Annotated in this window: 25 protein-coding genes; 20 read left to right on the top strand and 5 right to left on the bottom strand. The window is 68.6% G+C overall.

From position 1 onward, the window contains the following. Positions 1-31 precede the first annotated feature (31 nt). Genes ACQP2E_RS24840 through ACQP2E_RS24830 form a run of 3 tightly spaced genes read left to right on the top strand, consistent with a single transcriptional unit; the run spans position 32 to position 1,626 of the window. Positions 32-451 carry a DUF6232 family protein gene (locus ACQP2E_RS24840; protein WP_433825341.1) on the top strand — a complete coding sequence of 140 codons (420 nt, stop codon included), beginning with the start codon at positions 32-34 and terminating at the stop codon, positions 449-451. 43 nt (positions 452-494) lie between these two features. After that, complete coding sequence (locus tag ACQP2E_RS24835) at positions 495-1,394, top strand: helix-turn-helix domain-containing protein (protein ID WP_433825340.1); 900 nt, start codon at positions 495-497, stop codon at positions 1,392-1,394. A gap of 49 nt (positions 1,395-1,443) precedes the next feature. Next, complete coding sequence (locus ACQP2E_RS24830; protein ID WP_433825339.1) at positions 1,444-1,626, top strand: DUF397 domain-containing protein; 183 nt, start codon at positions 1,444-1,446, stop codon at positions 1,624-1,626. 3 nt (positions 1,627-1,629) lie between these two features. Here the strand turns inward: ACQP2E_RS24830 and ACQP2E_RS24825 are convergent, their stop codons facing one another. Next, positions 1,630-2,499, bottom strand: coding sequence for a PAC2 family protein (locus ACQP2E_RS24825; RefSeq protein WP_433825338.1), 870 nt, complete (start codon positions 2,497-2,499; stop codon positions 1,630-1,632). Positions 2,500-2,615: 116 nt separating this feature from the next. Here ACQP2E_RS24825 and ACQP2E_RS24820 point away from each other — a divergent pair, with 116 nt between their 5' ends. Genes ACQP2E_RS24820 through ACQP2E_RS24810 form a run of 3 tightly spaced genes read left to right on the top strand, consistent with a single transcriptional unit; the run spans position 2,616 to position 3,995 of the window. After that, positions 2,616-3,170 carry a hypothetical protein gene (locus ACQP2E_RS24820; RefSeq protein WP_433825337.1) on the top strand — a complete coding sequence of 185 codons (555 nt, stop codon included), beginning with the start codon at positions 2,616-2,618 and terminating at the stop codon, positions 3,168-3,170. Positions 3,171-3,228: 58 nt separating this feature from the next. After that, positions 3,229-3,555 carry an ArsR/SmtB family transcription factor gene (locus ACQP2E_RS24815; RefSeq protein WP_433825336.1) on the top strand — a complete coding sequence of 109 codons (327 nt, stop codon included), beginning with the start codon at positions 3,229-3,231 and terminating at the stop codon, positions 3,553-3,555. Continuing rightward, complete coding sequence (locus ACQP2E_RS24810; protein ID WP_433825335.1) at positions 3,552-3,995, top strand: SRPBCC family protein; 444 nt, start codon at positions 3,552-3,554, stop codon at positions 3,993-3,995. Before ACQP2E_RS24815 ends, ACQP2E_RS24810 begins: the two co-directional genes overlap by 4 nt. Positions 3,996-4,076: 81 nt before the next feature. Here the strand turns inward: ACQP2E_RS24810 and ACQP2E_RS24805 are convergent, their stop codons facing one another. Both ACQP2E_RS24805 and ACQP2E_RS24800 read right to left on the bottom strand, forming a co-directional pair. Beyond that, on the bottom strand, positions 4,077-6,614 hold the full coding sequence (locus ACQP2E_RS24805) for an ABC transporter permease (RefSeq protein WP_433825334.1): 2,538 nt from the start codon (positions 6,612-6,614) through the stop codon (positions 4,077-4,079). Further along, a complete protein-coding gene (locus tag ACQP2E_RS24800) occupies positions 6,614-7,381 on the bottom strand; it encodes an ABC transporter ATP-binding protein (protein WP_433825333.1) in 768 nt (255 codons plus the stop codon). Before ACQP2E_RS24800 ends, ACQP2E_RS24805 begins: the two co-directional genes overlap by 1 nt. Positions 7,382-7,660: 279 nt before the next feature. Between ACQP2E_RS24800 and ACQP2E_RS24795 the strand changes: the two genes are divergently transcribed. The 3 genes from ACQP2E_RS24795 to ACQP2E_RS24785 are packed head-to-tail and all read left to right on the top strand — an operon-like array spanning position 7,661 to position 9,908. Then, the gene (locus tag ACQP2E_RS24795) at positions 7,661-8,350 is read left to right on the top strand and encodes a neutral zinc metallopeptidase (protein ID WP_433825332.1); all 690 of its coding nucleotides are present in this window, start codon (positions 7,661-7,663) and stop codon (positions 8,348-8,350) included. 52 nt (positions 8,351-8,402) lie between these two features. Then, entirely contained in the window at positions 8,403-9,050 is a 648-nt protein-coding gene (locus ACQP2E_RS24790; RefSeq protein ID WP_433825331.1) for an HAD family hydrolase, read from the top strand. 15 nt (positions 9,051-9,065) lie between these two features. Next, positions 9,066-9,908, top strand: coding sequence for a hypothetical protein (locus ACQP2E_RS24785; protein WP_433825330.1), 843 nt, complete (start codon positions 9,066-9,068; stop codon positions 9,906-9,908). Between the two features lie 338 nt (positions 9,909-10,246). Here the strand turns inward: ACQP2E_RS24785 and ACQP2E_RS24780 are convergent, their stop codons facing one another. Then, positions 10,247-11,155, bottom strand: a complete 909-nt coding sequence (locus tag ACQP2E_RS24780) for a LuxR C-terminal-related transcriptional regulator (protein ID WP_433825329.1) — start codon at positions 11,153-11,155, stop codon at positions 10,247-10,249. A 400-nt stretch (positions 11,156-11,555) separates the two neighbouring features. Then, positions 11,556-12,668: a RecB family exonuclease gene (locus ACQP2E_RS24775; RefSeq protein WP_433825328.1), complete on the bottom strand. Its 1,113-nt coding sequence runs from the start codon at positions 12,666-12,668 to the stop codon at positions 11,556-11,558. A 77-nt stretch (positions 12,669-12,745) separates the two neighbouring features. Here ACQP2E_RS24775 and ACQP2E_RS24770 point away from each other — a divergent pair, with 77 nt between their 5' ends. The 11 genes from ACQP2E_RS24770 (at position 12,746) to ACQP2E_RS24720 (ending at position 24,539) form a co-directional block, all read left to right on the top strand. Then, positions 12,746-13,939 carry a site-2 protease family protein gene (locus ACQP2E_RS24770; protein ID WP_433825327.1) on the top strand — a complete coding sequence of 398 codons (1,194 nt, stop codon included), beginning with the start codon at positions 12,746-12,748 and terminating at the stop codon, positions 13,937-13,939. Between the two features lie 58 nt (positions 13,940-13,997). Next, positions 13,998-14,954: a tRNA (adenine-N1)-methyltransferase gene (locus ACQP2E_RS24765; RefSeq protein WP_433834038.1), complete on the top strand. Its 957-nt coding sequence runs from the start codon at positions 13,998-14,000 to the stop codon at positions 14,952-14,954. 62 nt (positions 14,955-15,016) lie between these two features. After that, a complete protein-coding gene (locus ACQP2E_RS24760) occupies positions 15,017-15,607 on the top strand; it encodes a hypothetical protein (protein WP_111647876.1) in 591 nt (196 codons plus the stop codon). A gap of 336 nt (positions 15,608-15,943) precedes the next feature. Beyond that, positions 15,944-17,725: a proteasome ATPase gene (arc, locus tag ACQP2E_RS24755; protein ID WP_433825326.1), complete on the top strand. Its 1,782-nt coding sequence runs from the start codon at positions 15,944-15,946 to the stop codon at positions 17,723-17,725. A gap of 59 nt (positions 17,726-17,784) precedes the next feature. Then, positions 17,785-18,987 (top strand): acyltransferase family protein, encoded by a 1,203-nt coding sequence (locus ACQP2E_RS24750; protein ID WP_433825325.1) that lies wholly within the window; start codon positions 17,785-17,787, stop codon positions 18,985-18,987. Between the two features lie 47 nt (positions 18,988-19,034). Beyond that, positions 19,035-20,552 carry a depupylase/deamidase Dop gene (dop, locus tag ACQP2E_RS24745; RefSeq protein WP_433825324.1) on the top strand — a complete coding sequence of 506 codons (1,518 nt, stop codon included), beginning with the start codon at positions 19,035-19,037 and terminating at the stop codon, positions 20,550-20,552. Between the two features lie 80 nt (positions 20,553-20,632). Then, positions 20,633-20,848: a ubiquitin-like protein Pup gene (locus ACQP2E_RS24740; RefSeq protein ID WP_111647880.1), complete on the top strand. Its 216-nt coding sequence runs from the start codon at positions 20,633-20,635 to the stop codon at positions 20,846-20,848. A 185-nt stretch (positions 20,849-21,033) separates the two neighbouring features. Continuing rightward, positions 21,034-21,873 (top strand): proteasome subunit beta, encoded by an 840-nt coding sequence (gene prcB / locus ACQP2E_RS24735; RefSeq protein ID WP_433825323.1) that lies wholly within the window; start codon positions 21,034-21,036, stop codon positions 21,871-21,873. Positions 21,874-21,906: 33 nt separating this feature from the next. Beyond that, positions 21,907-22,722 carry a proteasome subunit alpha gene (gene prcA / locus ACQP2E_RS24730; protein ID WP_433825322.1) on the top strand — a complete coding sequence of 272 codons (816 nt, stop codon included), beginning with the start codon at positions 21,907-21,909 and terminating at the stop codon, positions 22,720-22,722. 174 nt (positions 22,723-22,896) lie between these two features. Then, complete coding sequence (gene pafA, locus ACQP2E_RS24725; protein WP_111647883.1) at positions 22,897-24,255, top strand: Pup--protein ligase; 1,359 nt, start codon at positions 22,897-22,899, stop codon at positions 24,253-24,255. A 71-nt stretch (positions 24,256-24,326) separates the two neighbouring features. Then, entirely contained in the window at positions 24,327-24,539 is a 213-nt protein-coding gene (locus tag ACQP2E_RS24720; RefSeq protein WP_433825321.1) for a hypothetical protein, read from the top strand. Positions 24,540-24,815: the final 276 nt, after the last annotated feature.

Raw genomic sequence — 24,815 nt, 5'->3', positions numbered from 1 at the left:
CGGGCCGTCTCGCTGAGTGTGGAGGTGGCACATGCCGGTCTTCTACAGAGGCTCGCAAGTGTTGATCAATCACAAATCGATCGAGGTCACGATTGCCGTTCGGCGGGTATTCGCGCTCTCCGAACTCTCGGGGCTGCACATCGTCGCCCCGATCCGGTCCGGTGTCACGGGCCCGAGACTGCTCGGTATGTCCTCGCTGGCGGGTGCGCTCGTGACCATTCCGGTGATCGGCGCGACGTCGCAGTTGCTGATGTCGATCGTCGTTGGCGTCCAGGTGATAGCGGCAGGCGCGTGCCTTCGCGTCCGGTCCCGGCCGGCCTGGCAGCTGAGAGCGTGGTACCGCGGTGGAACAGTGCAGCTGTACGAGTCGGCGGATCGACGTACCTTCGACGCGGTTTGTCGTGCGGTCGCGCGAGCCCGCGAGTATGACTTGGACCAGAGGGTGGGGTGACCGCGGTGCGTGCTGGCGCTCGCGCCTATTGCGAGGTTGGCAAATGACCGCCTCGGAGGAAGAACTGCCCGCCGTCGCCCGGCGGAGGGTTCGGCTTGCACTGCGTGCAGCGCGCGAATCGCACAGCCGGAGTCAGGGGTCGGTGGCGCAAGAGCTTGGCTGGTCGCTGTCGAAGCTGCAGCGGATCGAGTTGGGTGAGGTGACGGTGTCGCCGTCCGACCTCGTGTCGCTTCTCGGTCTTTACGGGATAAAGGATGCGGAGCGGGTTGGCCGGCTGACATCGGACGCGCGGGTCGCGCGTCGGGAGCGATACTGGGCCGAGCGGGCAGACCGTCGTTTGCTGAAGCCGTTGGCGCGGCAGTTGGTGCAGTTCGAGAGAGCGGCGATCAGCATCAGTGCCTTCCAGCCGCAGGTGGTACCAGGCGCGCTGCAAACGCCGCAGATGGTGAAGGCGATCCTTGACCGGTGGCGTGTGAACCACACCGCTGAGGAGTCGCAGGTTCTGGCCGAAAGCCGGGCGCAGCGCCGTCGCATGGTGACCGAAGAACCCTGCATACCGGATTACAGGCTGATGCTGGACGAGTGCGTGCTGCAGCGGGTGATCGGCGATCGCGTGACCGCCGCGGAGCAGTGGGAGGATTTAGCCGCAGTGGCTGAGCGGCCCAATATCCGGATTCGACTGCTCCCTGCGGGCGAAGGTGCTTTCGCCGGCGCCATGGGTAGTTTTTCGCTTATGCAACTTGATGCGAATGACCCATCGGATTCCGTTCTCTACCTCGAACATTTCTTGACTGGTGAGATTGTGCAAACAGGCACGACGGTTGATGTCTATCGCGATTACTTTGAGGAGTTCTGGGCCCGGTCCATGGATGAGAAGGCGACGTTGTACGCGGTCCGGTCCCGAGCATTCGCGCTCTACGCGGAGCACGCGCAATCCGAGTGACGCGAGGAGAGCTGGCAAAAAATCGGTTGCTTATCGGAGGTTTCGGCGAATGTCCGAGTCGATCGTCTGGCAGCGCAGCACGTTCTGCGACACGGCGGCATGCCTTGAGATCGCGATTCAGGACGATGAGGTCCTGGTCCGCAACAGCACCAGCCCTGACCATGTTCTCGCCGTCACCCGCGCCACCTGGCTGGCTTTCGTCGCCGGCATCAAGGATGCCGGCGACGAATAAGGTTCACCAGGAGCCGGCTGTCGGTCCTGCCGATCCGCCCCGGCGCCTCAAGTACTTCTCGAACTCGCTGGCGATCTCGTCGCCCGTCAGCGGCTGGATGCCCGCGTCCCCGACGCGTTCCTCCAGCTCGCGCACGTACTCGCCGAGTTCCGAGTCCTGCTCCGCCGCCGCGCGGACGCGCTTCTCCCACTCGTCTGCCTGCTCCGCGAGGTCGGCCATCGGGACCGGGAGGTCCAGGACGTCCTCGATCCGGCTCAGCAGGGCCAGTGTTGCTTTCGGGCACGGCGGGTTGTTCGCGTAGTGCGGCACGTGCACCCAGAAGGACAGCGCGTCCAGGTCGGCGCGCGTGGCCGCCTCCTGCAGCACCCCGACGATGCCGGTCGGCCCGTCGTAGCGGGTCGGCACCACGTTGTACTTCTCGGCGATCTCGCTGTGCGAGGCGCTGCCGCTGATCGGCAGGGGCCGGGTGTACGGGACGTCGGCCAGCAGCGCGCCGAGCAGCACGATCCGGTTCACCTCGAGGCTGTGGCAGATCTCCAGGACGGACTCGCAGAACGTGCGCCAGCGCATGCTCGGCTCGATGCCGCGGATCAGGACCACGTCGCGGTCGCTGCCTTCCGGGCTCGCCACGGTGAACCGGGTCGTCGGCCACTCGATCTTGCGGGTTTCGCCCTCGGCCATGGTGATGGTGGGGCGGCTGACCTGGAAGTCGTAGAAGTCCTCCGGGTCGATGCTGGTGATCTCCTTGGCCGCCCACACCTGTTCGAGGTGTTCCACGGCCGCGGTCGAAGCGTCCGCAGCGTCGTTCCAGCCCTCGAAGGCGGCGATGGCCACGGGGGAGCGGAGCAGCGGGAGGCCGTCGAACTCAGTCATGGAACACAGCCTACGTGCGCCCTGGCAGACGCACCCGGCGGCCGCGCCGTGGATCAGGGCCGCCGGAGTCGTCCATCTATCGGATCAACCGGGTGATATCCGCGCATAATCGCACCATGACCGACCACGTGGATCAGGTGCTCGGGCCCACCGACGACACCGTGAGCTTCATTCAGGCGCGAGGCATGTTCTTCGTGACCACGCTCTGGGTTCTCGCTGCGGCCTGGGTGCCGATGCTCGCCGTCTACCTGCTCATCAAGATCGCAGCGGGGCATCGGCCGGAGCCGGCCGACATCGTCGTCTACACCGAGGCCGCGCTGATCGTGCCGGCCGTCACGTCCGGCGTGGTGATGCTGATCGTCTGGCGCCGGCTGGGCTGGCTGCACACCTCGGTGCACGGTCTTGATTTCGCCGCTACCGGTCGTCATCCCGTACACATTCCCTGGTCAGGCATTGCTTCGGTGGCCCTGCACGGCCGTGGGCCGTTCACCGAGCTGGTGGTGACGCCGGTGTCCGAGGACTACGCCACCGAACTCGCCGGAGCGGGCGGTCACCCCCGGATCCGCCGCCGTGGCGCGGAGATCGCGTACGTCGTGGACGTGGGCCTGATGTCGCCGGGGCCCGAGGTCCTGCTGGCCGAGCTGCACCGCCGGGTGCCCAGCAAGGTTTGACGCCCCTCAAAAAGAGAGCTAGGTTCTTAACCCACTCGTTAATTAACAGAGGGGTTAAGTGACCGACCGGCTCAGTGTGATCTTCGCGGCGCTCGCCGACCCGACGCGCCGCGCCATCCTGGCCCGGCTGGCCGAGGGTGAGGCGACCGTGACCGAGCTGGCCGAGCCGTTCGACATCAGCCTCCCGGCGATCTCCCGGCACCTGAAGGTCCTGGAGAACGCGGGTCTGATCTCGCGCAGCCGTTCCGCGCAGTGGCGCTCCAGCCGGCTGGAGGCCGAGCCGCTGCGGGAGGCGACCGCGTGGATGGATCGGTACCGCCGGTTCTGGGACGAGAACCTCACCCGCCTCGACGCCCACCTCAAGCGTATCCAGGAGAAACCGTGACAGACCTTGTCATCACCCGCATCTTCGACGCGCCCCGCGCCCTCGTCTACCAGGCGTTTGTCGACCCCGACCAGCTCGCTGCCTGGTTCGGCCCGGTCGGCTGGTCGGTGCCCCGCGACAGCGTCGACATCGACGCCCGGGTCGGCGGTCACCAGCGCTTCACCATGGTCAACGACGACGATCCGAGCATGAGCTCACCGCAGAACGGCACCTTCATCGAGGTGATCGAGAACGAACTGCTTGTCGGCGAGGAATCGGTCGCCCACATTCCCGACTTCGGCGCTGACAAGCTGCGCCTGCGCCTGGAGTTCCACGACGAGGACGGCGGCGCCAAGACCCGCCTGGTGGTCACCCAGAGCCCATTCCCCGAGGCGATGGCGGACGGCGCCCGCGAGGGCTGGGGCAGCAGCTTCACCAAGCTCGACAAACTGCTTTCCTGACAAAACCCCTTCTTGCGTACGCGGGAAGAGCCGCCCGCCGGCACCACAGCACTGTGGCGCCGGCGGGCGGTGCCGAGCGGGTCAGTCGTGGGCGATCGCGTTCAGGATGTTCAGGCGGGCGGCCCGGATCGCCGGCGCCACCGCGGCCACCACGCCGACCAGGGCGGCCAGTCCCAGATAGGTGCCCATCCGGCCCCACGGGAGCACGATCTGGCTGATCCCGTCGTCTTCCAGGGCACGGGCCACCGCGCTGCCCATCCCGGCGCCGACCGCGACGCCGAGCAGTGCCCCGAAGACCGAGATCACCACGGCTTCCACGGTCACCATCCGCATGGTCTGCGCCCGGCCCAGGCCGACCGCGCGGAGCAGGCCCAGCTCACGGGTGCGTTCCAGGACGGACAGGGCCAGCGTGTTGATCACACCAAGCACGGCGATCAGGATGGCCAGCCCGAGCAGGATCTGGATCATCGTGATGATCTGGTCGAACTGCGCGGCCTGCGCGTTGACCCAGGTCTCCTGGTCGGTCGCGGAGACCTCGGGGCTGTCCGCCAGCAGGGCTTTGACCTGCGGCAGGACCGCCGAGACCGGCACGCCGTCGTCGAGCCGGACGAAGCCGAACGTCGGCTGGGTGATGCCGAAGTCCTTGATCGCGGCGCCCGGCATGATGATGCTGCCGGGCAGGGTGTTCTCCGCGAAGACCGACGAGACCGTGTACGTCCGCTCGTCGCCCCGTGAGGTCTGGATCGACACCTTCGTGCCAGTCTGCCAGCCGCTGTCGGTGGCCTGCGGCTGGCTCACCGCGATCTGGTCGTCCCGCAGGGTCGCGGCGTTCGTCCCGTACGCCTGGGCCAGGATCGCCAGGTCCTCGGTGGCGGTCACGTACTCCCGGTCGCCGCCGACCGCGACCAGGTCGTTGTACATCGCGGCCGCCGCCCGTACCCCAGGGATTTGATCTGTCTTCTGAATGACGGCCGGGTCGAAGGTCGGCGGGCGGGGGCCGTTCTGATCCCCGCTGATCATGATCTGTGACTTCAGGATGCTCGCGGCCTCGGTCTTGAGGCTGCTCTTCGCCGAGTCCATGACCACCGTGACGCCGGTGACCAGGGCGATGCCGACCATCAGCGCGGCCGCCGTGATCGCGGTGCGGCGCGGGTTGCGGCCCGAATTGAGCCGGCCCAGGCGGCCCGGCACCGACCAGGAGAAGAGCCGGCCGAGCAACGACACCACCGGCTTGCTGATCAGCGGGGTGAGCAGGGCCACTCCGACGAACGTGACAAGCACGCCACCGAAGATCAGCCACAGGTCGGCGTCACCGGCGTCGGCGAACAGACCGACGCCGAGCGCGGACGCGCCGGCGGCGGTGACGATCGTGCCGGCCACCGTGATCCGGGTGAGCGGGCGGTCCGGGGTGGCGACGTCCTGCATCGCCGCGACCGGGGCGATCCGGGACGCGCGCAGCGCCGGCAGCACCGCCGCGACCACGGTGACGACCAGGCCGACCAGGAAAGAGCTGATGATCGCGACCGGCGGCACACCGACCGGGGCGAGGTCGAGACCGCCGCCACCGAGGTTGCTGAACAGCGCGGCCAGTCCGGCGCCGGCGCCGACTCCGGCGGCCAGCCCGAGCACCGAGGCGATCAGGCCGACCACCACGGCCTCCACCAGCACCGAGTTGATCACCTGACGGCGGCTGGCGCCGATCGCGCGAAGCAGCGCCAGCTCACGGGTGCGCTGCGCCACCACGATCGAGAACGTGTTGAGGATGATGAAGATGCCGACGAACAACGCGATGCCGGCGAAGCCCAGCAGGATCTGGTTGAAGAAGCCGAGACCCTCCTTGATGCTTGCCGAGCTCTCCTCGGCCAGGTCGTCGCCGGTCTTCACCTCGTAGTCGGCGCCGAGCGCCGGGGCCAGCCGGTCACGCAGCTGCTCGGGCGAGACGCCGTCGGCGGCCTGCACGGTCACCGAGGTGAACACGTCCTTCTCGCCGAGCATCAGCTCCTGCGCGACCGGCGTGGTGAACGCGACCTCCTGAGCGCCGCCGATGCTGTCCCGGTCGCCGCTGTACCCCCAGATCCCGACCAGCGTGAACTCGCGTTTCGGCTGCTGGGTAAGGACGGGGACGGTGTCGCCGACGCGGTAGCCGGAGAGTTCGGCGGTGGTTGCGTTCATCGCGATCTCGCCGGTTGCCTCCGGGCCGCGGCCCTCGCGGAGTTCCATGATCGCGTCGGTGCCGGTCCAGTTCGACCCGATCCGGGGCGGGCCCATCGACGTGAGCACCTTGCCGTCGGACCCGATCACGCGGGCGCCGTCGGCGTCGACACGGCCCACCGCCGCGCGTACCCCGGGCTGGGTCTTGATCTTGTCAATTGCTGCCGCAGGCAGCGGCGCGGCGACCTGTTCGCCCTCGAATTCGGAGACCTCGACCTTGGGTTTCGCGCTCACCGAGACGTCGGTGGACGAGTAGACATCGGAGAAAAGCGAATCAAAGGTACGGTTCAGCGTGTCGGTGAGCACGAAGGTGCCGGACACGAACATCACGCCGAGCACCACGGCCAGGCCCGACAGGACCAGCCGCAGCTTCCGGGCGAGCAGGCTTTTCAGGGTCGCGCGCACCATCAGAGCATCACCGGGTCGGTGTGCTTGTCGAGGCGCTTCATGGTGTCGAGGACGGTCTCCGGGGTCGGGTTCGCCAGCTCGTCGACGATCGCGCCGTCAGCCAGGAAGACCACCCGGTCGGAGTAACTCGCTGCGACCGGGTCGTGGGTGACCATCACGATCGTCTGGTCGTGCTCGCGGACGCTGTCGCGCAGGAAGCCGAGCACCTCGGCGCCGGAACGGGAGTCCAGGTTGCCGGTCGGCTCGTCCGCGAAGATCACGTCGGGACGCCCGATCAGGGCCCGCGCGCAGGCGACACGCTGCTGCTGGCCGCCGGAGAGCTGGCTGGGCCGGTGCCCGAGCCGGTCGCGAAGACCCACCGTGTCGATCACGGTGTCCCACCAGGCCGGGTCCGGTTTGCGGCCGGCGATGTCCAGCGGAAGCCTGATGTTCTCCGCCGCGCTCAGCGTCGGCAGCAGGTTGAACTGCTGGAAGATGAACCCGATCCGGTCACGGCGCAGACGGGTCAGCGCCTTGTCGCCCAGCTTGCTGATCTCGGTCCCACCGATGTGCGCGGTGCCCTTGTCCACCGTGTCCAGTCCGGCCAGGCAGTGCATCAGCGTCGATTTGCCGCTGCCCGAAGGGCCCATGATCGCGGTGAACCGGCCCCGGCCGAACTCGGCGCTGACCCCCCGCAGTGCCACGACCTGGGCCTCGCCCGAGCCATAGACCTTCCAGATCTCGTCCGCTCGCGCCGCTACCGGCCCGCCGGCATTCGTCGCTGCCACAGTCGTCCCCCTGTTTAGACCGTCAGTGGTCCGGCCGGGGCACGTTGCCCCGACCGGCCAGCTCAGTCTGTCGGCGGATTCGGCGTGTGGCGTCCGTCCGGCGGCGTAGCCCTATGCGGAGATTTTGTGGGGGACTCACCCAGGGAACTCTCAGGGTGGTCCCTGAGTGCTAGGGCTTTTTGTGGGCCCTTTGCGGGCCCTTTGCGGGCCTTTTGTGAGCCTTTTGTGGGCCCTCTTGTGTGCCGCGCGGATCTGGTGGAGTCCGTCTACGGTGGATCCATGCGCGCTCATGCGGCTCTCGTCCCGTTGGTGCTGTTGATGTTCGTGGCCGGTTGCGCGGTTGACGAATTTCCTACCGAGCCGGCCCCGGTGGCTTCCACTCCTGGCGCTGTCGCCAATGAGGACGGCACCGACACTCCCGAGGAATTCAGCGCCGACATCCAAGCCGCTGAGGAGATCGCCGCCGAATACTGGGCCGAGCGGCTCGGCGGCGGCTTCTCGCCGGTCCAGCAGCTGATCGCGTACGAACGTGAGGGCGACGTCGACTGCGCCGGTGAGCCGTTGCCCCGCAACAACGCGGTGTACTGCTCGGCCGGGGACTTCATCGCGTACGACGTGAACTGGGCGTTCGACGCGTTCCGGCAGATCGGCGACGCGTTCCTGTTCTACCTGCTGGGCCATGAGTACGCGCACGGCATTCAGGCGAGGCTCGGCATCCAGAAAGAGTTCACCATCGAACAGGAGCTGCAGGCCGACTGCATGGCCGGCGCCTTCATCGGCGACAAGGCCCGCGAGGGCCGGCTGCTGATGGCGGACAACGACACCCAGGAACTCGCCGACGGCCTGAAATCGGTCGGCGACGAGCCGGGGCAGCCGTGGTTCGCCGAGGGTTCGCACGGCAGCGCCGAGCAGCGGATGGACGCGTTCGCCGGTGGGTACGAGAAGTCGCTGGAGTCGTGCGGGCTGTAGGTGTTGTCACATCCCACCCCGGTTCTCGGCCGGGGCCCGGAGAATAACGCCGATGGACGCCGTACTTTTCGACATGGACGGGACCCTCGTCGACAGCGAGCGGGTCTGGGGCATCGCACTCGCCGAACTGGCGACCCGTGCCGGTGGGACGCTGTCCGACACCGCCCGGCTCGCCATGGTCGGCAGCAGCATGAGCCACAGCATGCGGCTCTTCCGCGAAGACCTGGGCCAGCCGGACCGGCCCGAGGCGCCGGACGTGGAGTGGCTGACCGACCGGGTCTTCGCACTGTTCGCCGACGGCCTGGTCTGGCGGCCCGGCGCGATGGAGCTGCTGCTCGCCGTCCGGGCGCTCGGCATCCCCACAGCCCTGGTCACTTCGACCGGCCGGCGGCTCGTCGAGATCGCCCTCAAGACGCTCGGCCCGGAAAACTTCGACGTCGTGGTCTGCGGCGACGAGGTGACGATGCCGAAACCCGACCCGGAGCCGTACCGCACCGCCGCCGACCTGCTCGGCGTACCGATCAGCCGCTGCGTCGCGATCGAGGACTCACCCAGCGGCGTCGCCAGCGCCCTGGCCGCCGGCGCCGCGGTCCTCGCGGTCCCGGCCGAGCTGGAACTCCCGCCGGTCGACGGAGTACACCTGCGGACAACGCTTGTCGGAGTCGATCCCGCTTTCCTGGCCGGTCTGATTCGTCCCTGAGGCACGATATGTGACGTGGACCTCGCCCCTTATGTGACCTCACTGACCGCGCCCCGCCTCCACGTTTCGGTACGGGACGTCCTGGTCCGCGCCCTGACCGAGGCCGCCGCGGAGATAGCCGGTGCCGGGGTCGAGGTGCGCTCCGAGGGCCAGTCGGTAGCCTTCACCCGCCCGGCCGCGCTGGGCCCGGCCGCGCTGGGCCCGGCCGCGCCTGGTCCGGGGGCGCCTGGTCCGGGGGCGCCTGGCCCGGGGGCGCCTGGCCCGGTGGTGCCTGGCTCGGTGGTGCTGAGGCGGGCGGTGCCGCTGGAGCCGGTCGTGTCGCTGTCTGCCCCGGCCGCGAGGTGGTGGTCCCGGGCCGGCCGGCGGGCTCAGCGCGCAGCCGCATCTCCCGATGTCGCTTCGGCTTCTTCCCGGTCATCCCGTCCGGACGCACACTCGGCGGAGCTTTCCCATGCTGGTGCTTTCTCCCATAGTGCCGCGGCGGCGGGTGCTGGCGGAGCGGGAAAGGTCGTGGCGGAGGCGAGCGGCGTCACCAAGGCAGCGGCTGTGGGATCCGGGAGCGACGTGGTCACGGAAGGTTCGGCGGACAGTGCGACCGGCCGCTCGATGGGGCTGGTGGTGGAACTGTCCGAACACTCCTACCTGGAAGGCTCGGACGGCGAACTGGCCCAGGTGCTGCTGCGAATGCCGGAGTCACTGCGCATGCACGTCGAACAGATCGCGGCCGTCGAAGGCATCTCGATCAACGCATGGCTGGTACGAGCCGTCACCGTAGCGGTCAGCCAGCAGCACGGCCCACCACCGGTGGCCCACGGCTCCTGGTCAGGCAAGCGAGTGACGGGCTACCTGCCCTCCTGACCGCGGGTTCGCATGGCGCGGCGGCTCCCGGGCGAGGCGGTGTTCCAGATCTTGTGCGGTTCGGCCGTCCGATCAACCGCAAACTCACGAGTTCCCGGGAGGCCACCGTGGCGTGCCGATTCGGGTCGGTCCACGGGCGCTCACTGGTAACGCTCTGCCACGACAACGGTGGAGAGTGCTGGCTTTGTGGAGACCTGTGGGGGTCAGAGCACCCACCGGACTCCAAGATCAGGCCGGCACTCCTGGTCGGGCGTACACCCTCGGTGACGGTTCCGCGAGATGAGTGACGGCCGGCCTGCCGCTGAGGGAACGAAAGCTGCCTGGATTGGCCCCGAGGGCTAGGCGCCGGGTTTGATCAGGCCTGTTTCGTACGCCAGGACCACGGCCTGGGTACGGTCCCGCAGACGTAGTTTCGTCAGCACGTGGCCCACGTGGGTTTTCACCGTGGTCTCGCTGACCTGCAAAATTTCGGCGATCTCAGTGTTGGTGCGGCCCCGGGCCACGTGAACCAGGACCTCGCGTTCGCGGCCGGTCAGGGCGTTCAACACGCTGGCGTTGTCGGCCGGTGGGGCGGGTACCGCTTCGGCCAGACGGGTGAGGATCCGGGCCAGCAGTTTCGGGGCGATCATCGCGCCGCCTGCCGCGACGGTTCGGACGGCGGTGACCAGGTCGGCGTGCGGCGCGTCCTTGCTGAGGAAGCCGGTGGCGCCCGCGGTCACAGCGGCCACGATCTGGTCGTCGCTGTCCCGGTCGGTGATCACCAGAACGCGCACCGGCAGGCGTGCCCCGCCGACCGCCCGGGTCACGGCGAGGCCGTCCAGGCGGGGCAGGGCAAGCTCGACAATCAGCACGTCGGGCAGCAGCCGCCGAGCCAGATCGAGCGCCTCCGCACCATCGCCGGTCTCACCAACCACTACGATCTCCGCAAGCGGCCTGCCGGACATTTCGGTTATGTCCGCAACACCGACGGCCAGATCATTCGCCGACTCAATGCCGTCCTCCATCCCAATGTCGCCCTCGGGCATGCCGGCGTGCTCGGGCTTGGCGGCGCGTTCCGGCTTGGTGGTGTGCTCGGGTTTGGCGTCGTGCTCCGGCTTGGCGATGCGATTCGTGAAGCCGGCGGTGACGGCAGCGGGCGGGCTCAGCTGCGGCGTGGCAGTGGGCAGCAGGCCGTTTGGGGTGGGCGGGGAAGCCAGCAGCGCTCGCAGTCCGGCGCGCTGCAGCGGGGCCGGGTCGGCCAGCAGCACCCGGATGGGCGGGACGCGCGATGCCGCCGCCCCCGAGGTTCGCGGTGCCCCCGGAGGGCTGGAGGAATCTGGAGGCCGGGCGGCAGACGAAGGCAAGCCCGACCGGACGATGCCCTGAGATCCGCTGGAGGGTGAGAGCGGCTGCGGGACCCGCGCGGAGTCCTCAGGCCGGCCCGAAGGCGAGGGCTGGGCCGGCGGTTGTGCGGGGCCGGTGGCTCGGGGTGGCGGGGGCTGGGCCGGCGGTTGTGCGGGGCCGGTGGCTCGGGGTGGCGGGGGCTGGGCCGGCGGTTGTGCGGGGCCGGTGGCTCGGGGTGGCGGGGGCTGGGCCGGCAATCGCGTGGGGCCCGTGGCTCGAAGCGGCGCGAGCTGGGCCGGTGGCCGTGGCTGGGCTGGGGGACGGTCAGCCAAGGGGATCGTCTCGCAGGCGGGGGCCGACTCGGTCGGGCTCGGCGTCGGCGGCGTCGGTGGTGGTGAGGGGAGTGCCGGCTGAGGTGGGGGTGAGGGTCAGCTCGGGGAACGGTGGTGGGGTGCCGCCGAACTCGGGGCAGAGGTCCTGGTGGCGGCACCAGCCGCAGAGGCGGCTCGGCTTGGGGCGGAAGTCGCGGTCGGCCTTGGCCCGCTCGATGGCTGCGGAGAGGGCGGTCAGGGTGCGCTCGAAGCGCTCCAGCTCGCCGGCCTCGGGGCTGTAGTCGAGGACCTCGGCGTCTTTCAGGTAGAGCAGGCGCAGAACCCGGGGGACCACGCCTCGGGTCCGCCAGAGGACCAGTGCGTAGAACTTCAGCTGGAACAGGGCCCGGCCCTCGAAGGCCTCGCGGGGGGCGCCGCCGGTCTTGTAGTCGACGACGCGCAGGTCGCCTGCGGGGGAGACGTCGAGGCGGTCGATGTAGCCGCGGAGCAGCAGGTCGTCGCCGATCACCGTGGAGATCAGGGTCTCGCGCTCGGCGGGCTGGAGGCGCTGTGGGTCCTCCACCGCGAAGTAGCCGCTGAGCAGGGCGGTCGCGCTGGAGAGGAACGCGGCGATGCGGGCCACCTCGGCCTCGGCGGCCGGCACGTCGACAAGCACGGCCTGCCCCGTCGCGTCAGCCTCGGCGGCGGCCGCGGCCGGATCGGCTCCGGACGAGACAGCTCCGGGCGAGACGGCGCCGGGCGAGACGGCGCCGGACGGGAGCGGTGGTGGGGTGGTGAAGATCTCGGCCAGGGACGGCTCCTGCTCGAGGAGCTTCTGCCACTCGGGGGCGACCAGGGCGGCCGCTGCCTCCGGGGTGCGGGCAGTGGCCGGGAGGTCGAAGAGGCGCTCCAGGACGGCGTGCACGAGGGTGCCGCGGATCTGGTCGGCGGTGGGCAGCTCGGGCAGCTTGTCGATGGTGCGGAAGCGGAAGAGCAGCGGGCACGTCTTGAAATCGGCCGCCCGGGACGGCGAGAGGGAGGGCCCAGCCGGTGCCTCGGGCCGCTTGCCGCGGGCCGCTGGGACCGCGGAAGGCTGGGAAGCCGTCAGGGATGGGTGCGCCGTCATGGAGAAGAGGCTAGGCCAGGGGTACGACGAAAACGCCGGGGTGGGTCGCGCGGCGGCGTGTCCGTAGCATCGACCGCGTGGAGGATCAGGGTCGCGCGACCCGCAATCAGCCGCCGGCCGGCCGGCCGGTCGGGCACGTCCTGGGCATCCCGGTGTTCGCCAACGCGTCGATGCTGCTGCTCGCCGGGCTGGTCACCGTGGTCTACGGGAACTACGCGCAGTCCGAGCTGGGACTGACGCCGCCCTGGTCGTACCTCGTGGGTCTGGGTTTTGTGGTGTGTCTGCTGGGATCGGTGCTGTTGCACGAGCTGGGTCACGCGGTGACCGCCCGCCGGCATGGCATCGGCGTGCGGCGGATCACCCTGGAGCTGCTCAGCGGCTGGACCGAGATGGATCGGGACGCGCCGACCCCGCGGGTGGACGCGCTGGTCTCGCTCGCCGGTCCGCTGGTGTCGCTGCTGCTCGGCGGGATCGCGACGGGCGCGGCGCTGCTGCTGCCGTCCGACACCGTTCCCGGGCAGATCGCGTTCCAGCTGGCGGTCAGCAACGTCCTGGTGGCGGTCTTCAACGTGCTGCCGGGCCTGCCGCTGGACGGCGGCCGGGCGCTGCGGGCCGGCATGTGGGCGCTCCTGAAGGACCGTAACCGGGCGACAGTCGTGGCGGGCTGGGCCGGCCGGGTCCTGGCATTGCTCACCGTGGTCGTCGTGGTGGCGCTGTACCAGCTGCGGATCCTGACCGTTTTCGGTCTCGTCTTCGTGCTGCTCGTGGTGCTGACCCTGTGGCAGGGCGCCGGGCAGTCGATCCGGCTGGGCCGGATGACCGGGCGGTTCCCGCTGATCGATCTGAACGCGCTGGCCCGGCCGATCATCGCGGTGCCGGCCGGCACGCCGCTGGGCGAGGCGCAGCGGCGCCGGGCCGAGGATCCGCGTCCGGACGTGGTGCTCGCCGTCGCGGACGCCGCGGGCATCCTGACCGCGCTCGTCGACCCGGTCGCGGCCGAGCGGGTGCCGGTCGACCGGCGGCCCTGGGTGAGCGTGGAGAGCGTCTCCCGGTCGCGGGACGCGCTGACCTCGCTGCCGCTCGGGCTCAGCGGTGAGCAGGTGGTCCGGGCGCTGCAGGCTCACCCGGGTGCGCAGTACCTGGTGACGGCAGGGGAGGATGTCGTCGGTGTCCTGCGGGTCGCCGACGTGGCCGCGGTCCTGGAACCACGCACCGTGCCGAGCCCCAGAAAAGAAACCCCGGGAAAAGACACCCGGGGCAAAGACAGCTGAGAGTAGATCTGTGACCACGACCCCGACCACCGACGCCACCGCCGACGAGCACGAGCAGGTGCACGAGGACGTCCCCGCGCACCGCGGACCGTTCCGGGTGGGCGACCGCGTGCAGCTCACCGACCCGAAAGGGCGGATGCACACCATCGTGCTGGAGCCCGGCAAGGCGTTCCACACCCACCGCGGCGCGCTGGAGCACGACGCGCTGATCGGGCTGCCCGACGGCAGCGTCGTCACCTCGACCGGCAGCACGGCGTACCTGGCGCTGCGGCCGCTGCTCAGCGACTACGTGCTGTCGATGCCGCGCGGCGCTCAGGTGATCTACCCGAAGGACGCCGCGCAGATCGTCGCGATGGGTGATGTCTTCCCCGGCGCGAAGGTCCTCGAGGCGGGCGCCGGCTCCGGCGCGCTGACCTGCTCGCTGCTGCGGGCCGTGGGCAGCTCCGGCGAGGTGCACAGCTACGAGCTTCGCGAGGACTTCGCGAAGATCGCCCGGAAGAACGTCGAGGCGTTCTTCGGCGGTCCGCACCCGGCGTGGCACCTGCACGAGGGTGACGTCGCGGGCAACGAGATCGGTGGCTTCGACCGGATCATCCTGGACATGCTGACCCCGTGGGAGACGCTCGAGATGGTCGAGAAGTCGCTCATCCCGGGCGGCGTCTTCATCGGGTACGTGGCGACCACGCCGCAGCTCAGCGAGCTTGTCGAGGCGCTGCGTGAGCGCGGCGGCTGGACCGAGCCGCGCGCCTGGGAGTCGCTGGTCCGGGACTGGCACGCGGACGGCCTCGCGGTGCGCCCGGACCACCGGATGATCGCGCACACCGCGTTCCTGGTCTCCGCGCGCAAGCTGGCGCCCGGCGTGACGGCGCCGCCGCGCCGCCGCAAGCCGAGCAAGGGCGCCGAGGCGTACGCGGCCCGCAAGGCGACCCAGGCCGCACTGCACGCACAGAAGGAGAACCCGGCCGCACAGCCGGAGAACCCCTCTGTGCAACCGGATAACCCCACCGGGGAGTGACCGTCATCGTGGCGTCGGGTAGGTTCCGTTCCAGCGTCTAAGGGGAGGGGCAGGGTGGCAGCATGAGCTCTCCGCCGTTCGGGGGAAGCAACGAAATGCCGGCGGTTTTCCCCGATTGGTCCCCGTACCCGGATCTGGACTCGGCGGCCCGTGCCTACCTGCGTGACCCCGATGTGGCGCTGGACGCGCTCTTCGGGGTCCTGCGCGGGGCCTCGGTCCTCTGCTTCACGCTGGAGCGCTTCGTCAACGAGGTGAACGGCGTGTGGCAGGAGGTCGTGGTCTGCGATGGCAGCCGCCTGGTGCTCTGGCACGGCGAGGACGTCGCTCCCGGCGATGGCCCAGCCGGTTCGATGACCTCGTCGCTGCGGGTGGTGCCGCTCTCCACGGTGACCGAGGTGGGCTGCCGGCGGCGGCTCACCCGTACGCCGAACGGCCAGGCGCGGGTCGACAGCATCGACGTCTACCTGCTGCTGAGTTCGGTCGACGACGCGGTGCCGCCGCCCGGTGTCGGTGAGGACGAGGGCCGGGCGCCGCTGCGGCACGACGCGCTGCGTTTCGGCAAGACGATCGACGACGGCGGCGCCGGCCAGATCGCCCGGCTGGAGGAGTTCTCCCGCGTGGTGGCCTCCCTGGTCGGGAGACCCACCCTCTAAAAGAGGGACTCGCCCCCTGGAAAGAGGGACTCAGCCCTCTAGCAGAAGTCGTGCGTAAAGCGGCGAAAGATCACCCGTGGTGTTTCCCACGTAACCGATCACGCCCCGGAAACTGCCCGGATCGATCCAGGCACAGAGGTGCCCGGCAGTGTGCGCCGGGTCCCTCACCTCCCACAACAAGGCCGCGCGGACCGTACCCGAAGATCCGATACACCCATCGGCCACAGGTTGATCAATCGATCAAGAGTCGGTGACGAGGGTGTTGCAGGGGTCGAAAACCGCTTCGGAGCAGCTAGTGTTATGCCAAGACGTTCGAGCCCCCCGGGGAGGTGGGACGTGGCACGTAGCGACGAAGCGGACTCCCGCGCCGCACGATGGGAGAAGGAAGCCAACGATCTCTCGAGTCAGGTCGCGTTCCTGCAAGAGGAACTCGCGCTGGTCCGGAGGAAGTTGACGGAGAGCCCCCGACACGTCCGGCAGCTTGAGGAACGGCTCGCGGCAACGCAGGCGCAGCTGGCCCGAGTGACCGAGAACAACGAGCGGCTCGTGGCGACCCTCAAGGAAGCCCGGACCCAGATCGTCACTCTCAAGGAAGAGATTGACCGGCTCGCCCAGCCGCCCAGCGGCTACGGCGTTTTCCTGGCCGCACACGAGGACGGCACGGTGGACGTGTTCACCGGCGGCCGCAAGCTGCGGGTGGCGGTCTCGCCGTCGCTCGCGGTCGAGGAGTTGCAGCGGGGACAGGAAGTCCTGCTCAACGACGCGCTCAACGTGGTCGACGCGTTCGGGTTCGAGCGCACCGGCGAGGTGGTCCTGCTCAAGGAGGTCCTGGACAACCCGTCCGGCGGCCCCCGCGATCGGGCCCTGGTGGTCTCGCACGCCGACGAGGAGCGCATCGTGTTCCTCGCCGACTCGCTCGAGATCAGCAAGCTCCGTGCGGGCGACTCGCTCATGATCGAGCCCCGTTCGGCGTACGCCTACGAGCGCATCCCGAAGAGCGAGGTCGAGGAGCTCGTCCTCGAAGAGGTCCCCGACGTCGACTACACCGACATCGGTGGTCTGCACTCGCAGATCGAGCAGATCCGCGACGCGGTGGAGCTGCCGTTCCTGCACGCCGACCTGTTCCGGGAGCACCAGCTGCGCCCGCCGAAGGGCATCCTGCTCTACGGCCCGCCCGGTTGTGGCAAGACCCTGATCGCCAAGGCGGTCGCGAACTCGCTGGCGAAGAAGATCGCTGAGCGGCGCGGCGAGGAGAAGCACACCAGCTACTTCCTCAACATCAAGGGTCCGGAGCTGCTGAACAAGTACGTGGGTGAGACCGAGCGGCACATCCGCCTGGTCTTCCAGCGGGCTCGGGAGAAGGCCGGCGAGGGCACACCGGTCATCGTGTTCTTCGACGAGATGGACTCGATCTTCCGCACTCGTGGCTCCGGTGTCTCCAGTGACGTGGAGAACACCATCGTTCCCCAGCTCCTCAGCGAGATCGACGGCGTCGAGGGCCTGGAGAACGTGATCGTCATCGGCGCGTCGAACCGGGAAGACATGATCGACCCGGCCATCCTGCGCCCCGGTCGACTCGATGTGAAGATCAAGATCGAGCGCCCGGACGCCGAGGCGGCGAAGGACATCTTCGGCAAGTACATCCTCTCCGACCTGCCGCTCAGTGGGGACGACCTCACCGAGCACGGCGGGAACAGGGACGCGACGGTCGCCGCGATGATCGAGGCGGTCGTGCTCCGGATGTACACCGAGACCGAGGAGAACCGCTTCCTGGAGGTCACCTACGCCAACGGTGACAAGGAGGTCCTGTACTTCAAGGACTTCAACTCCGGCGCCATGATCCAGAACATCGTGGACCGCGGCAAGAAGATGGCGATCAAGGAGTTCCTCACCTCGGGCAAGAAGGGGCTGCGACTCCAGCATCTGCTGGACAGCTGCGTCGACGAGTTCCGGGAGAACGAGGACCTGCCGAACACCACCAACCCCGACGACTGGGCCCGCATCTCCGGTAAGAAGGGCGAGCGGATCGTCTACATCCGCACGCTCGTCTCCGGCGGCAAGGGCGCCGAGGCCGGCCGTTCCATCGAGACGGCGAACAACACCGGCCAGTACCTGTAACAACGCCTGAAGACAGAGCCGGAGGGGCAACCCTCCGGCTCTGCTCTCGTTCCACCCCTGTGAGAGAAAACCGCCTGGGCTGGCTTGATGCTCTCCGTGGGTACGCCGCGGTGGTCGTCGCCGCCTTCCACCTCAGCCCCGTGATCCTTGGATCCGCCACCCACCTGCAGATCTATCGCGCGTTCGACCTCGGTAAATACGCCGTCCTGCTCTTCTTCCTGGTGAGCGGTTACGTCATCCCGATGTCGCTGGAACGCCACGGTTCGCTGCGCAAGTTCTGGGTGGGCCGGCTCTGCCGGATCTACCCCGCTTATCTCGTGACGATCGTTCTCGCCGCCGGCCTGACGGCCGCCGGGCTCTTCCGCCTGCCGGAGCAGCTGCGCACCGAGACCACCGCGAGCGTGCTCGCGCACGCCACGATGCTTCAAGACCTTCTCGGGGTACGCGGAATCGTGCGCCCGTTCTGGACGCTCAGCTTCGAGATGCTGTTCTACCTGCTGGTGGCCGGACTCTTCGCGTGGCGGCTGCACCGGTTCAGCGGGTGGTGGGCGGGTGGGCTGACGCTGGTGGCCGTGGTGGGGGGCGGCGGGCTGCCGGATGCCCTTCTGAGCGGTACCGGCGCTGCCCGGACGATCGTGGCGGCCGTGGCAGCTGTGGTGGTGGCGGGGGTCGTTGGGGCGTACCAAAGCAGTCGCCCAGGTCTCGTGCGCGTGGCCGGCGGCGTCTCGCTGAGCGTGATTGTTCTTGCCATCGCCAACGGCCATGCGACGCGGTGGGTGACCAGCGGGTCCTCGGCGCAGGCGCTGCTGATGCTGGCGGTGATGTTTGCCGGGACGGTGATTTATCGGGTCGAGCATCGGCAGATCGGGCGAAGTGCGGCGATCCTGGCGCTCGGGGTCGTCCTTGCGGGTGTCGCCGCGCATCCCTGGCAGGGGGGAGGATGGTGTGCGATAGCGGTCGCGGGGACGTTCGCGGTGGCGTTCGCGCTGCGTCACCGTTCGATGCCCGGTGTGTTCGGCTGGCTCGGGACCGTCAGCTATTCGCTCTATCTGCTGCATCTGCTGGTGCTCGCCGTGGTCACCCGGCTGACCAGTGACAAACCGCTGATTCTGCTCGGTTTCGCGGCCGGCACGCTGGTCGCGGCCTGGGCCTGCCATCGCTGGGTGGAGCAGCCCGGGCAGCGTCTCGCGAAGATCCTTCTCGCCACGCAAGGTGAAACGACGCGTACTGGCAGCATCGGCAAGCAACGGGAGAGCGTCTAGGCTCAATACATGAGCAGGCTTGGCTTCGTGGCGGACAGGGTGGTCGCATGAGTGTTCGACGGATTATGGGAACCGAAGTCGAGTACGGCATCTCGGTGCCCGGTCAGCCCGGCGCCAACCCGATGGTGACGTCCTCGCAGGTGGTGAACGCCTACGGAGCCCGCCCCGAACTCAACCGTAACGGCCGCGCACGCTGGGACTACGAGGAGGAGTCGCCGCTGCGCGACGCCCGTGGCTTCACCTACTCCGGCGCTGCCTACGACCCGGCCGAGGCCCTCGCCGACGAGGATCTCGGCCTGGCCAACGTGATACTGACCAACGGCGCCCGTCTCTACGTCGACCACGCGCACCCGGAGTTCAGCACTCCCGAGTGCACCAACCCGCTCGACGTCGTGAAATGGGACAAGGCAGGCGAACGGGTGATGGCCGAGGCGTCCCGGCGCGCCGCCACGATCCCGGGCACCCACCGGATCCAGCTCTACAAGAACAACACCGACAACAAGGGCGCGTCGTACGGCTCGCACGAGAACTACCTGATGCGCCGGCAGACCCCTTTCGCCGACATCGTCGCCCACCTCACGCCGTTCTTCGTGACCCGGCAGATCTTCACCGGCGTCGGCCGGGTCGGCATCGGCCAGGACGGCACCGGCTCCGGTTTCCAGATCTCGTCGCGCGCCGACTTCTTCGAGGTCGAGGTCGGGCTGGAGACCACGCTGAAGCGGCCGATCATCAACACCCGGGACGAGCCGCACGCGGACGCCGACAAGTACCGCCGCCTGCACGTGATCATCGGTGACGCGAACCTCTCCGAGATCGCGTCGTACCTGAAGATGGGCACCACCTCGCTGGTGCTCAACATGATCGAGGAGAAGGTGTTCACCGGGGAACTCGGCATCGCCGACCCGGTCAGCGAGCTGAAGGCGGTCAGTCACGACCCCACGCTGAAGCACCTGATGAGGCTGCGCGACGGCCGCCGGCTCACCGCGCTCGACCTGCAGTGGGCCTACTACGAGCGGGCGCGCGCGTTCGTCGACGAGCGGTACGGCAGTGACACCGACGAGCAGACCGCTGACGTTCTGGACCGGTGGGAGGACGTGCTCACCAAGCTCGGCGACGACCCGATGCAGTTGTCCGACTCGCTCGACTGGGTGGCGAAGCTGCGGCTGCTGGAGGGTTACCGGGAGCGCGAGGAGCTCGGCTGGAACTCGCCGAAACTCCAGCTCGTCGATCTGCAGTACTCCGACGTGCGGCCGGAGAAGGGCCTGTACCACCGCCTGGTCGCCCGCGGGTCGATGAAGACCCTGCTGGACCCGGACGAGACGCAGCGCGCGATGTACGAGCCCCCGGAGGACACCCGGGCGTACTTCCGCGGCCGCTGCCTCGCCCAGTACGCCTCCGAAGTGGTCGCCGCCAGCTGGGACTCGGTCATCTTCGACGTCGGCCGGGAGTCGCTGGTCCGGGTTCCGATGATGGAACCGGAGCGCGGCACCAGGAAGCACGTGGGCGCGCTCTTCGACAAGTGCGAGAGCGCCAAGGACCTGCTCGAGGTGATCACGAGCCGGTGATGCGTTTTGTCACAGGCGCGAGGTAGGTTTTTTCCAACCCGATGTTGCAGGACTTCGGGTGGCTGAGAAGGGGGACATCCATGGCAACCCGAGACACAGGTGGTCAGTCGCAGAGTGGCAAGAGCCAGAGCGACCAGGAGATCGAGGACGTCACCGTCGAGGCCAACCCCGAGGTAGCCGAGCGGCACGCGGAAATCACCGAGGACGTCGACGACCTGCTGGACGAGATCGACTCCGTTCTCGAGGAGAACGCGGAGGAGTTCGTCCGCGGATACGTACAAAAGGGCGGACAGTAAGGCTTATGTCCGTTTCACCGGGCGTCCGCAACGGCTGTACCGCCGTTGCGGCGTCCGGTGTGCTTTTTCACGACACAACACGTTGATGATGTTCATCGCACCGGATCGGTGCGCGCGATAGTGTGCTTCAACTGCAGCGGCGGCCTTTCCGGCGCCGACGCGATCACGTACCTGAAAGGAACCACGTGGCGACGGGCTTTGATCCATCCGGGCGTCTACCGGATTTCTTCACCAATACGGGGACGTCCTCCTTCACGCAGTTCCTGAGTCAGGCCGCGCCGGAGATGCTTCCGGGCCGCCGGCCGCTCCCGCCCGGGCTCTCCGGTGACATCGCGCCGCACGGCACCACGATCGTCGCGATCGCGACGGCTGACGGTGTGGTGATGGCGGGCGACCGCCGCGCGACCATGGGGAACCTGATCGCGAGCCGCGACATCAGGAAAGTCCACCCGGCCGACTCGTACTCGCTGATCGGCATCGCGGGTACGGCGGGCATCGGCATCGAGCTGATCCGGCTGTTCCAGGTGGAGCTCGAGCACTACGAGAAGATCGAGGGAGCGATGCTCTCCCTCGACGGTAAGGCGAACCGGCTGGCCGCGATGGTCCGCGGCAATCTGGGCGCCGCGATGCAGGGCCTGGCCGTGGTCCCGCTCTTCGCCGGCTTCGACCTGGCACCGCTCGACGCAACCCGTGCCGGGCGGATCTTCAGCTTCGACATCGCCGGTGGCCTCTACGAGGAGACCGGCTACGAGGCGATCGGATCGGGTTCGCTGTTCGCGAAGTCGGCGCTGAAGAAGCGGTACCGGGCCGGCGTCAGCACGCAGGACGCGATCAAGCTCGCCGTCGAGGCGCTCTACGACGCGGCCGACGACGACACCGCGACCGGCGGGCCGGACGTGACCCGCAAGATCTATCCGGTGGTGATGACGGCGACGGCGGCCGGCACCCAGCGGCTCAGCGACGAGGACATCACCACGGTGGCCGAGCAGGTCGTCCAGGGACGCATGGAGAACCCGGGCGGCTGATCCGCTCTTTCGCGAAGTTAGGAGAAGCCCACCGTGGCCATGCAGTTCTACGCATCACCGGAGCAGGTCCAGCGGGACCGCTCGGAGTACGCCCGCAAGGGCATCGCCCGCGGCCGGTCAGCCGTGGTGCTCACCTACGAGGGCGGCATCCTGCTGGTCGCCGAGAACATCACCACCCTGCGGAAGATCAGCGAGATCTACGACAAGATCGCGTTCGCTGCCGTCGGGCGGTACAACGAGTTCGAGAGCCTGCGCCGGGCCGGCGTGCGGATGGCCGACATGCTCGGCCTCAGCTACGACCGTCGTGACGTGACCGGGCGGGCCCTGGCCAACGCGTACACACAGACCCTCGGTGCGATCTTCTCGGAGACGCAGAAGCCGTACGAGGTGGAGATCTGCGTGGCGCAGGTCGGCGCGTCGCCCGCGGAGGACGAGCTGTACCGGGTGACATACGACGGCTCGGTCATGGACGAGCCGGGCTTCATGGCGATGGGCGGCCAGGCCGAGGCCATCTCCAACGTGCTGCGTGAGCGGCACGACACCGCCGCGGACCTGCAGACCGCACTGGCGCTCGCCGCCGAGGCGCTCGGCAGCGTCGGCGGGGAGAACGGCGCCACCCGCACCCTGGACGCCAAGCAGCTGGAGGTGGCGGTCCTGGACCGGCGCCGCCAGGGACGGGCGTTCCGGCGGCTCACCGGGCCGTCGCTGACCACGCTGCTCGGGCACGAGTCGGTGCCGGAAGCGGACCTGGGCGACGTCGACGCGGCGCCGCCGGCCCCGGCCGAGGCGAAACCGACCATCTCGGCGGCGTCCTCGGACAAGGAGAAAACTCCCGAAGCCGACTCCTGAGCGTGACGGCGACGGCCGGGCGACCTTTCACGGTCCGCCCGGCCGTCGTTGTGCTTCGCGCGTACCCACGATGGAGCCTGGACGTGCGCGCCTGGCGTGCCCGTCGCGGGGTGTGTGCGGGAAAGAGCGAGTTGTGACTGCCGCTGAACCGTTTTTTGCGGCTAGTGTTCTGACATGGAACGGCGAATTTTCGGCCTCGAGACCGAGTACGGAGTCACGTGCACCTATCGGGGGCAGCGGCGGCTGTCTCCGGACGAGGTGGCCCGCTACCTGTTCCGCCGAGTGGTCTCCTGGGGACGCAGCAGCAACGTGTTCCTTCGCAACGGCGCACGCCTCTACCTCGATGTCGGTTCCCACCCCGAGTACGCAACCCCCGAGTGCGACTCCGTCACCGATCTGGTCGCTCATGACCGGGCCGGCGAGCGGATTCTGGAAGGCCTGCTCGTCGACGCGGAGAAGCGTCTGCACGACGAAGGCATCGCGGGCGAGATCTACCTCTTCAAGAACAACACCGACTCGGCCGGCAACTCCTACGGCTGCCACGAGAACTACCTCGTGTCGCGGCACGGCGAGTTCGGTCGTCTCGCCGACGTCCTGATCCCGTTCCTGGTCACCCGCCAGCTGATCTGCGGCGCGGGCAAGGTGCTGCAGACGCCGCGCGGCGCGGTGTTCTGCCTCTCGCAGCGCGCCGAGCACATCTGGGAGGGCGTTTCCAGCGCGACGACGCGCAGCCGCCCGATCATCAACACCCGCGACGAGCCGCACGCCGACGCCGAGCGGTACCGCCGCCTCCACGTCATCGTCGGCGACTCGAACATGAACGAGGTCACCACCCTGCTCAAGGTGGGTGCCGCCGACATCGTGCTCCGCATGATCGAGGCCGGCGTGGTGATGAAGGACCTGACCCTGGAGAACCCGATCCGGGCCATCCGCGAGGTCAGCCACGACATCACCGGCCGCCGCAAGATCCGCCTGGCGAACAACAAAGAGGTCTCCGCGCTGGACATCCAGCAGGAATACCTGGCGAAAGCCACCGAGTTCGTCGAGCGCCGCGGCGGCGACCCGGTCGCGAAACGCGTCGTCGAGCTGTGGGGCCGCGTCCTCAACGCGGTCGAGACCGGCAACCTCGACGCCGTCTCCCGCGAGATCGACTGGGTGTCGAAGTACAAGCTGATCGAGAAATACCAGGCCAAGCACGAGATCCCGATGTCGCACCCGCGGATCGCGCAGCTCGACTTGGCGTACCACGACGTGCGCCGCGGCCGTGGGCTCTACGCACTCATGGAGAAGCGCAAGCAGGTCGACCGGATCGCCAACGACCTGCAGATCTACGAGGCCAAGGAGACGCCGCCGCAGACCACGCGGGCACGGCTGCGCGGCGAGTTCATCAAGCACGCACAGGAGAAGCGCCGCGACTTCACCGTCGACTGGGTGCACCTCAAGCTCAACGACCAGGCGCAGCGGACGGTGCTCTGCAAGGACCCGTTCCGCGCCTACGACGAGCGGGTGGAGCGGCTGATCGCCAGCATGTGAGCGCGGCCGGTCATCAGGCGACCGCCCGCGGAGCGAAGCGGAGCCGGTGGCTCAGTTAGGCTGGTCAGGTTATGACTTACCCTGGCCAGCCTTCGCTTCCTCCTGAGCCGCCCGAGCGCACCGAGCACGAGGTGCGCTGGAGTCGCCTGGAGCGTCGCCGTGAGCGTGTCTACCGCCAGATCCAGAAGGACCGCGCCGGCAATCACAAGATCCCGACGTGGCTTTATGTCACGGTTCTCGCCCTGCTGCTGGCCGGCTGGGCTTATTTGATCGTCACTTCTTAAGATCAAATTCCGGTCGCAGCGGGGCGCGGGGTACAGACCGCTGCTCCCGCCGAGGGCCTGGCGCCGGGCGCTGGCCGCTGCGCGTCCAGACCGCGCCCTGGCACCGCGCGGCCTGCGTGAGTGGTTGCGCTCTTTTCCTGTCAGCCCTGTGGGTTCTCTGGGTTCTCTGGGCTCTTCCTGGTCTTTCAGTGCTGGCCGGTGCTCGGTGGCGCACGAGATCGACGTGATTCTTTCGATCTTGTGGACTTCCCCGCAAACGGGTCGGTGAAGTCCACA

Origin of the sequence: Actinoplanes sp. CA-015351, assembly GCF_050955685.1 — a bacterium.
Taxonomy (GTDB): domain Bacteria; phylum Actinomycetota; class Actinomycetes; order Mycobacteriales; family Micromonosporaceae; genus Actinoplanes.
This window is presented reverse-complemented; position numbering and strand designations above follow the sequence as displayed.

Excerpts from the sequence above, each read along its gene's own strand:
- ACQP2E_RS24840 (WP_433825341.1), top strand. The coding sequence starts at position 32 with ATGCCGGTCTTCTACAGAGGCTCGCAAGTGTTGATCAATCACAAATCG.
- ACQP2E_RS24835 (WP_433825340.1), top strand. The coding sequence starts at position 495 with ATGACCGCCTCGGAGGAAGAACTGCCCGCCGTCGCCCGGCGGAGGGTT.
- ACQP2E_RS24830 (WP_433825339.1), top strand. The coding sequence starts at position 1,444 with ATGTCCGAGTCGATCGTCTGGCAGCGCAGCACGTTCTGCGACACGGCG.
- ACQP2E_RS24825 (WP_433825338.1), bottom strand. The coding sequence starts at position 2,499 with ATGACTGAGTTCGACGGCCTCCCGCTGCTCCGCTCCCCCGTGGCCATC.
- ACQP2E_RS24820 (WP_433825337.1), top strand. The coding sequence starts at position 2,616 with ATGACCGACCACGTGGATCAGGTGCTCGGGCCCACCGACGACACCGTG.
- ACQP2E_RS24805 (WP_433825334.1), bottom strand. The coding sequence starts at position 6,614 with ATGGTGCGCGCGACCCTGAAAAGCCTGCTCGCCCGGAAGCTGCGGCTG.
- ACQP2E_RS24795 (WP_433825332.1), top strand. The coding sequence starts at position 7,661 with ATGCGCGCTCATGCGGCTCTCGTCCCGTTGGTGCTGTTGATGTTCGTG.
- ACQP2E_RS24790 (WP_433825331.1), top strand. The coding sequence starts at position 8,403 with ATGGACGCCGTACTTTTCGACATGGACGGGACCCTCGTCGACAGCGAG.
- ACQP2E_RS24775 (WP_433825328.1), bottom strand. The coding sequence starts at position 12,668 with ATGACGGCGCACCCATCCCTGACGGCTTCCCAGCCTTCCGCGGTCCCA.
- ACQP2E_RS24760 (WP_111647876.1), top strand. The coding sequence starts at position 15,017 with ATGAGCTCTCCGCCGTTCGGGGGAAGCAACGAAATGCCGGCGGTTTTC.
- dop (WP_433825324.1), top strand. The coding sequence starts at position 19,035 with ATGAGTGTTCGACGGATTATGGGAACCGAAGTCGAGTACGGCATCTCG.
- ACQP2E_RS24740 (WP_111647880.1), top strand. The coding sequence starts at position 20,633 with ATGGCAACCCGAGACACAGGTGGTCAGTCGCAGAGTGGCAAGAGCCAG.
- pafA (WP_111647883.1), top strand. The coding sequence starts at position 22,897 with ATGGAACGGCGAATTTTCGGCCTCGAGACCGAGTACGGAGTCACGTGC.
- ACQP2E_RS24720 (WP_433825321.1), top strand. The coding sequence starts at position 24,327 with ATGACTTACCCTGGCCAGCCTTCGCTTCCTCCTGAGCCGCCCGAGCGC.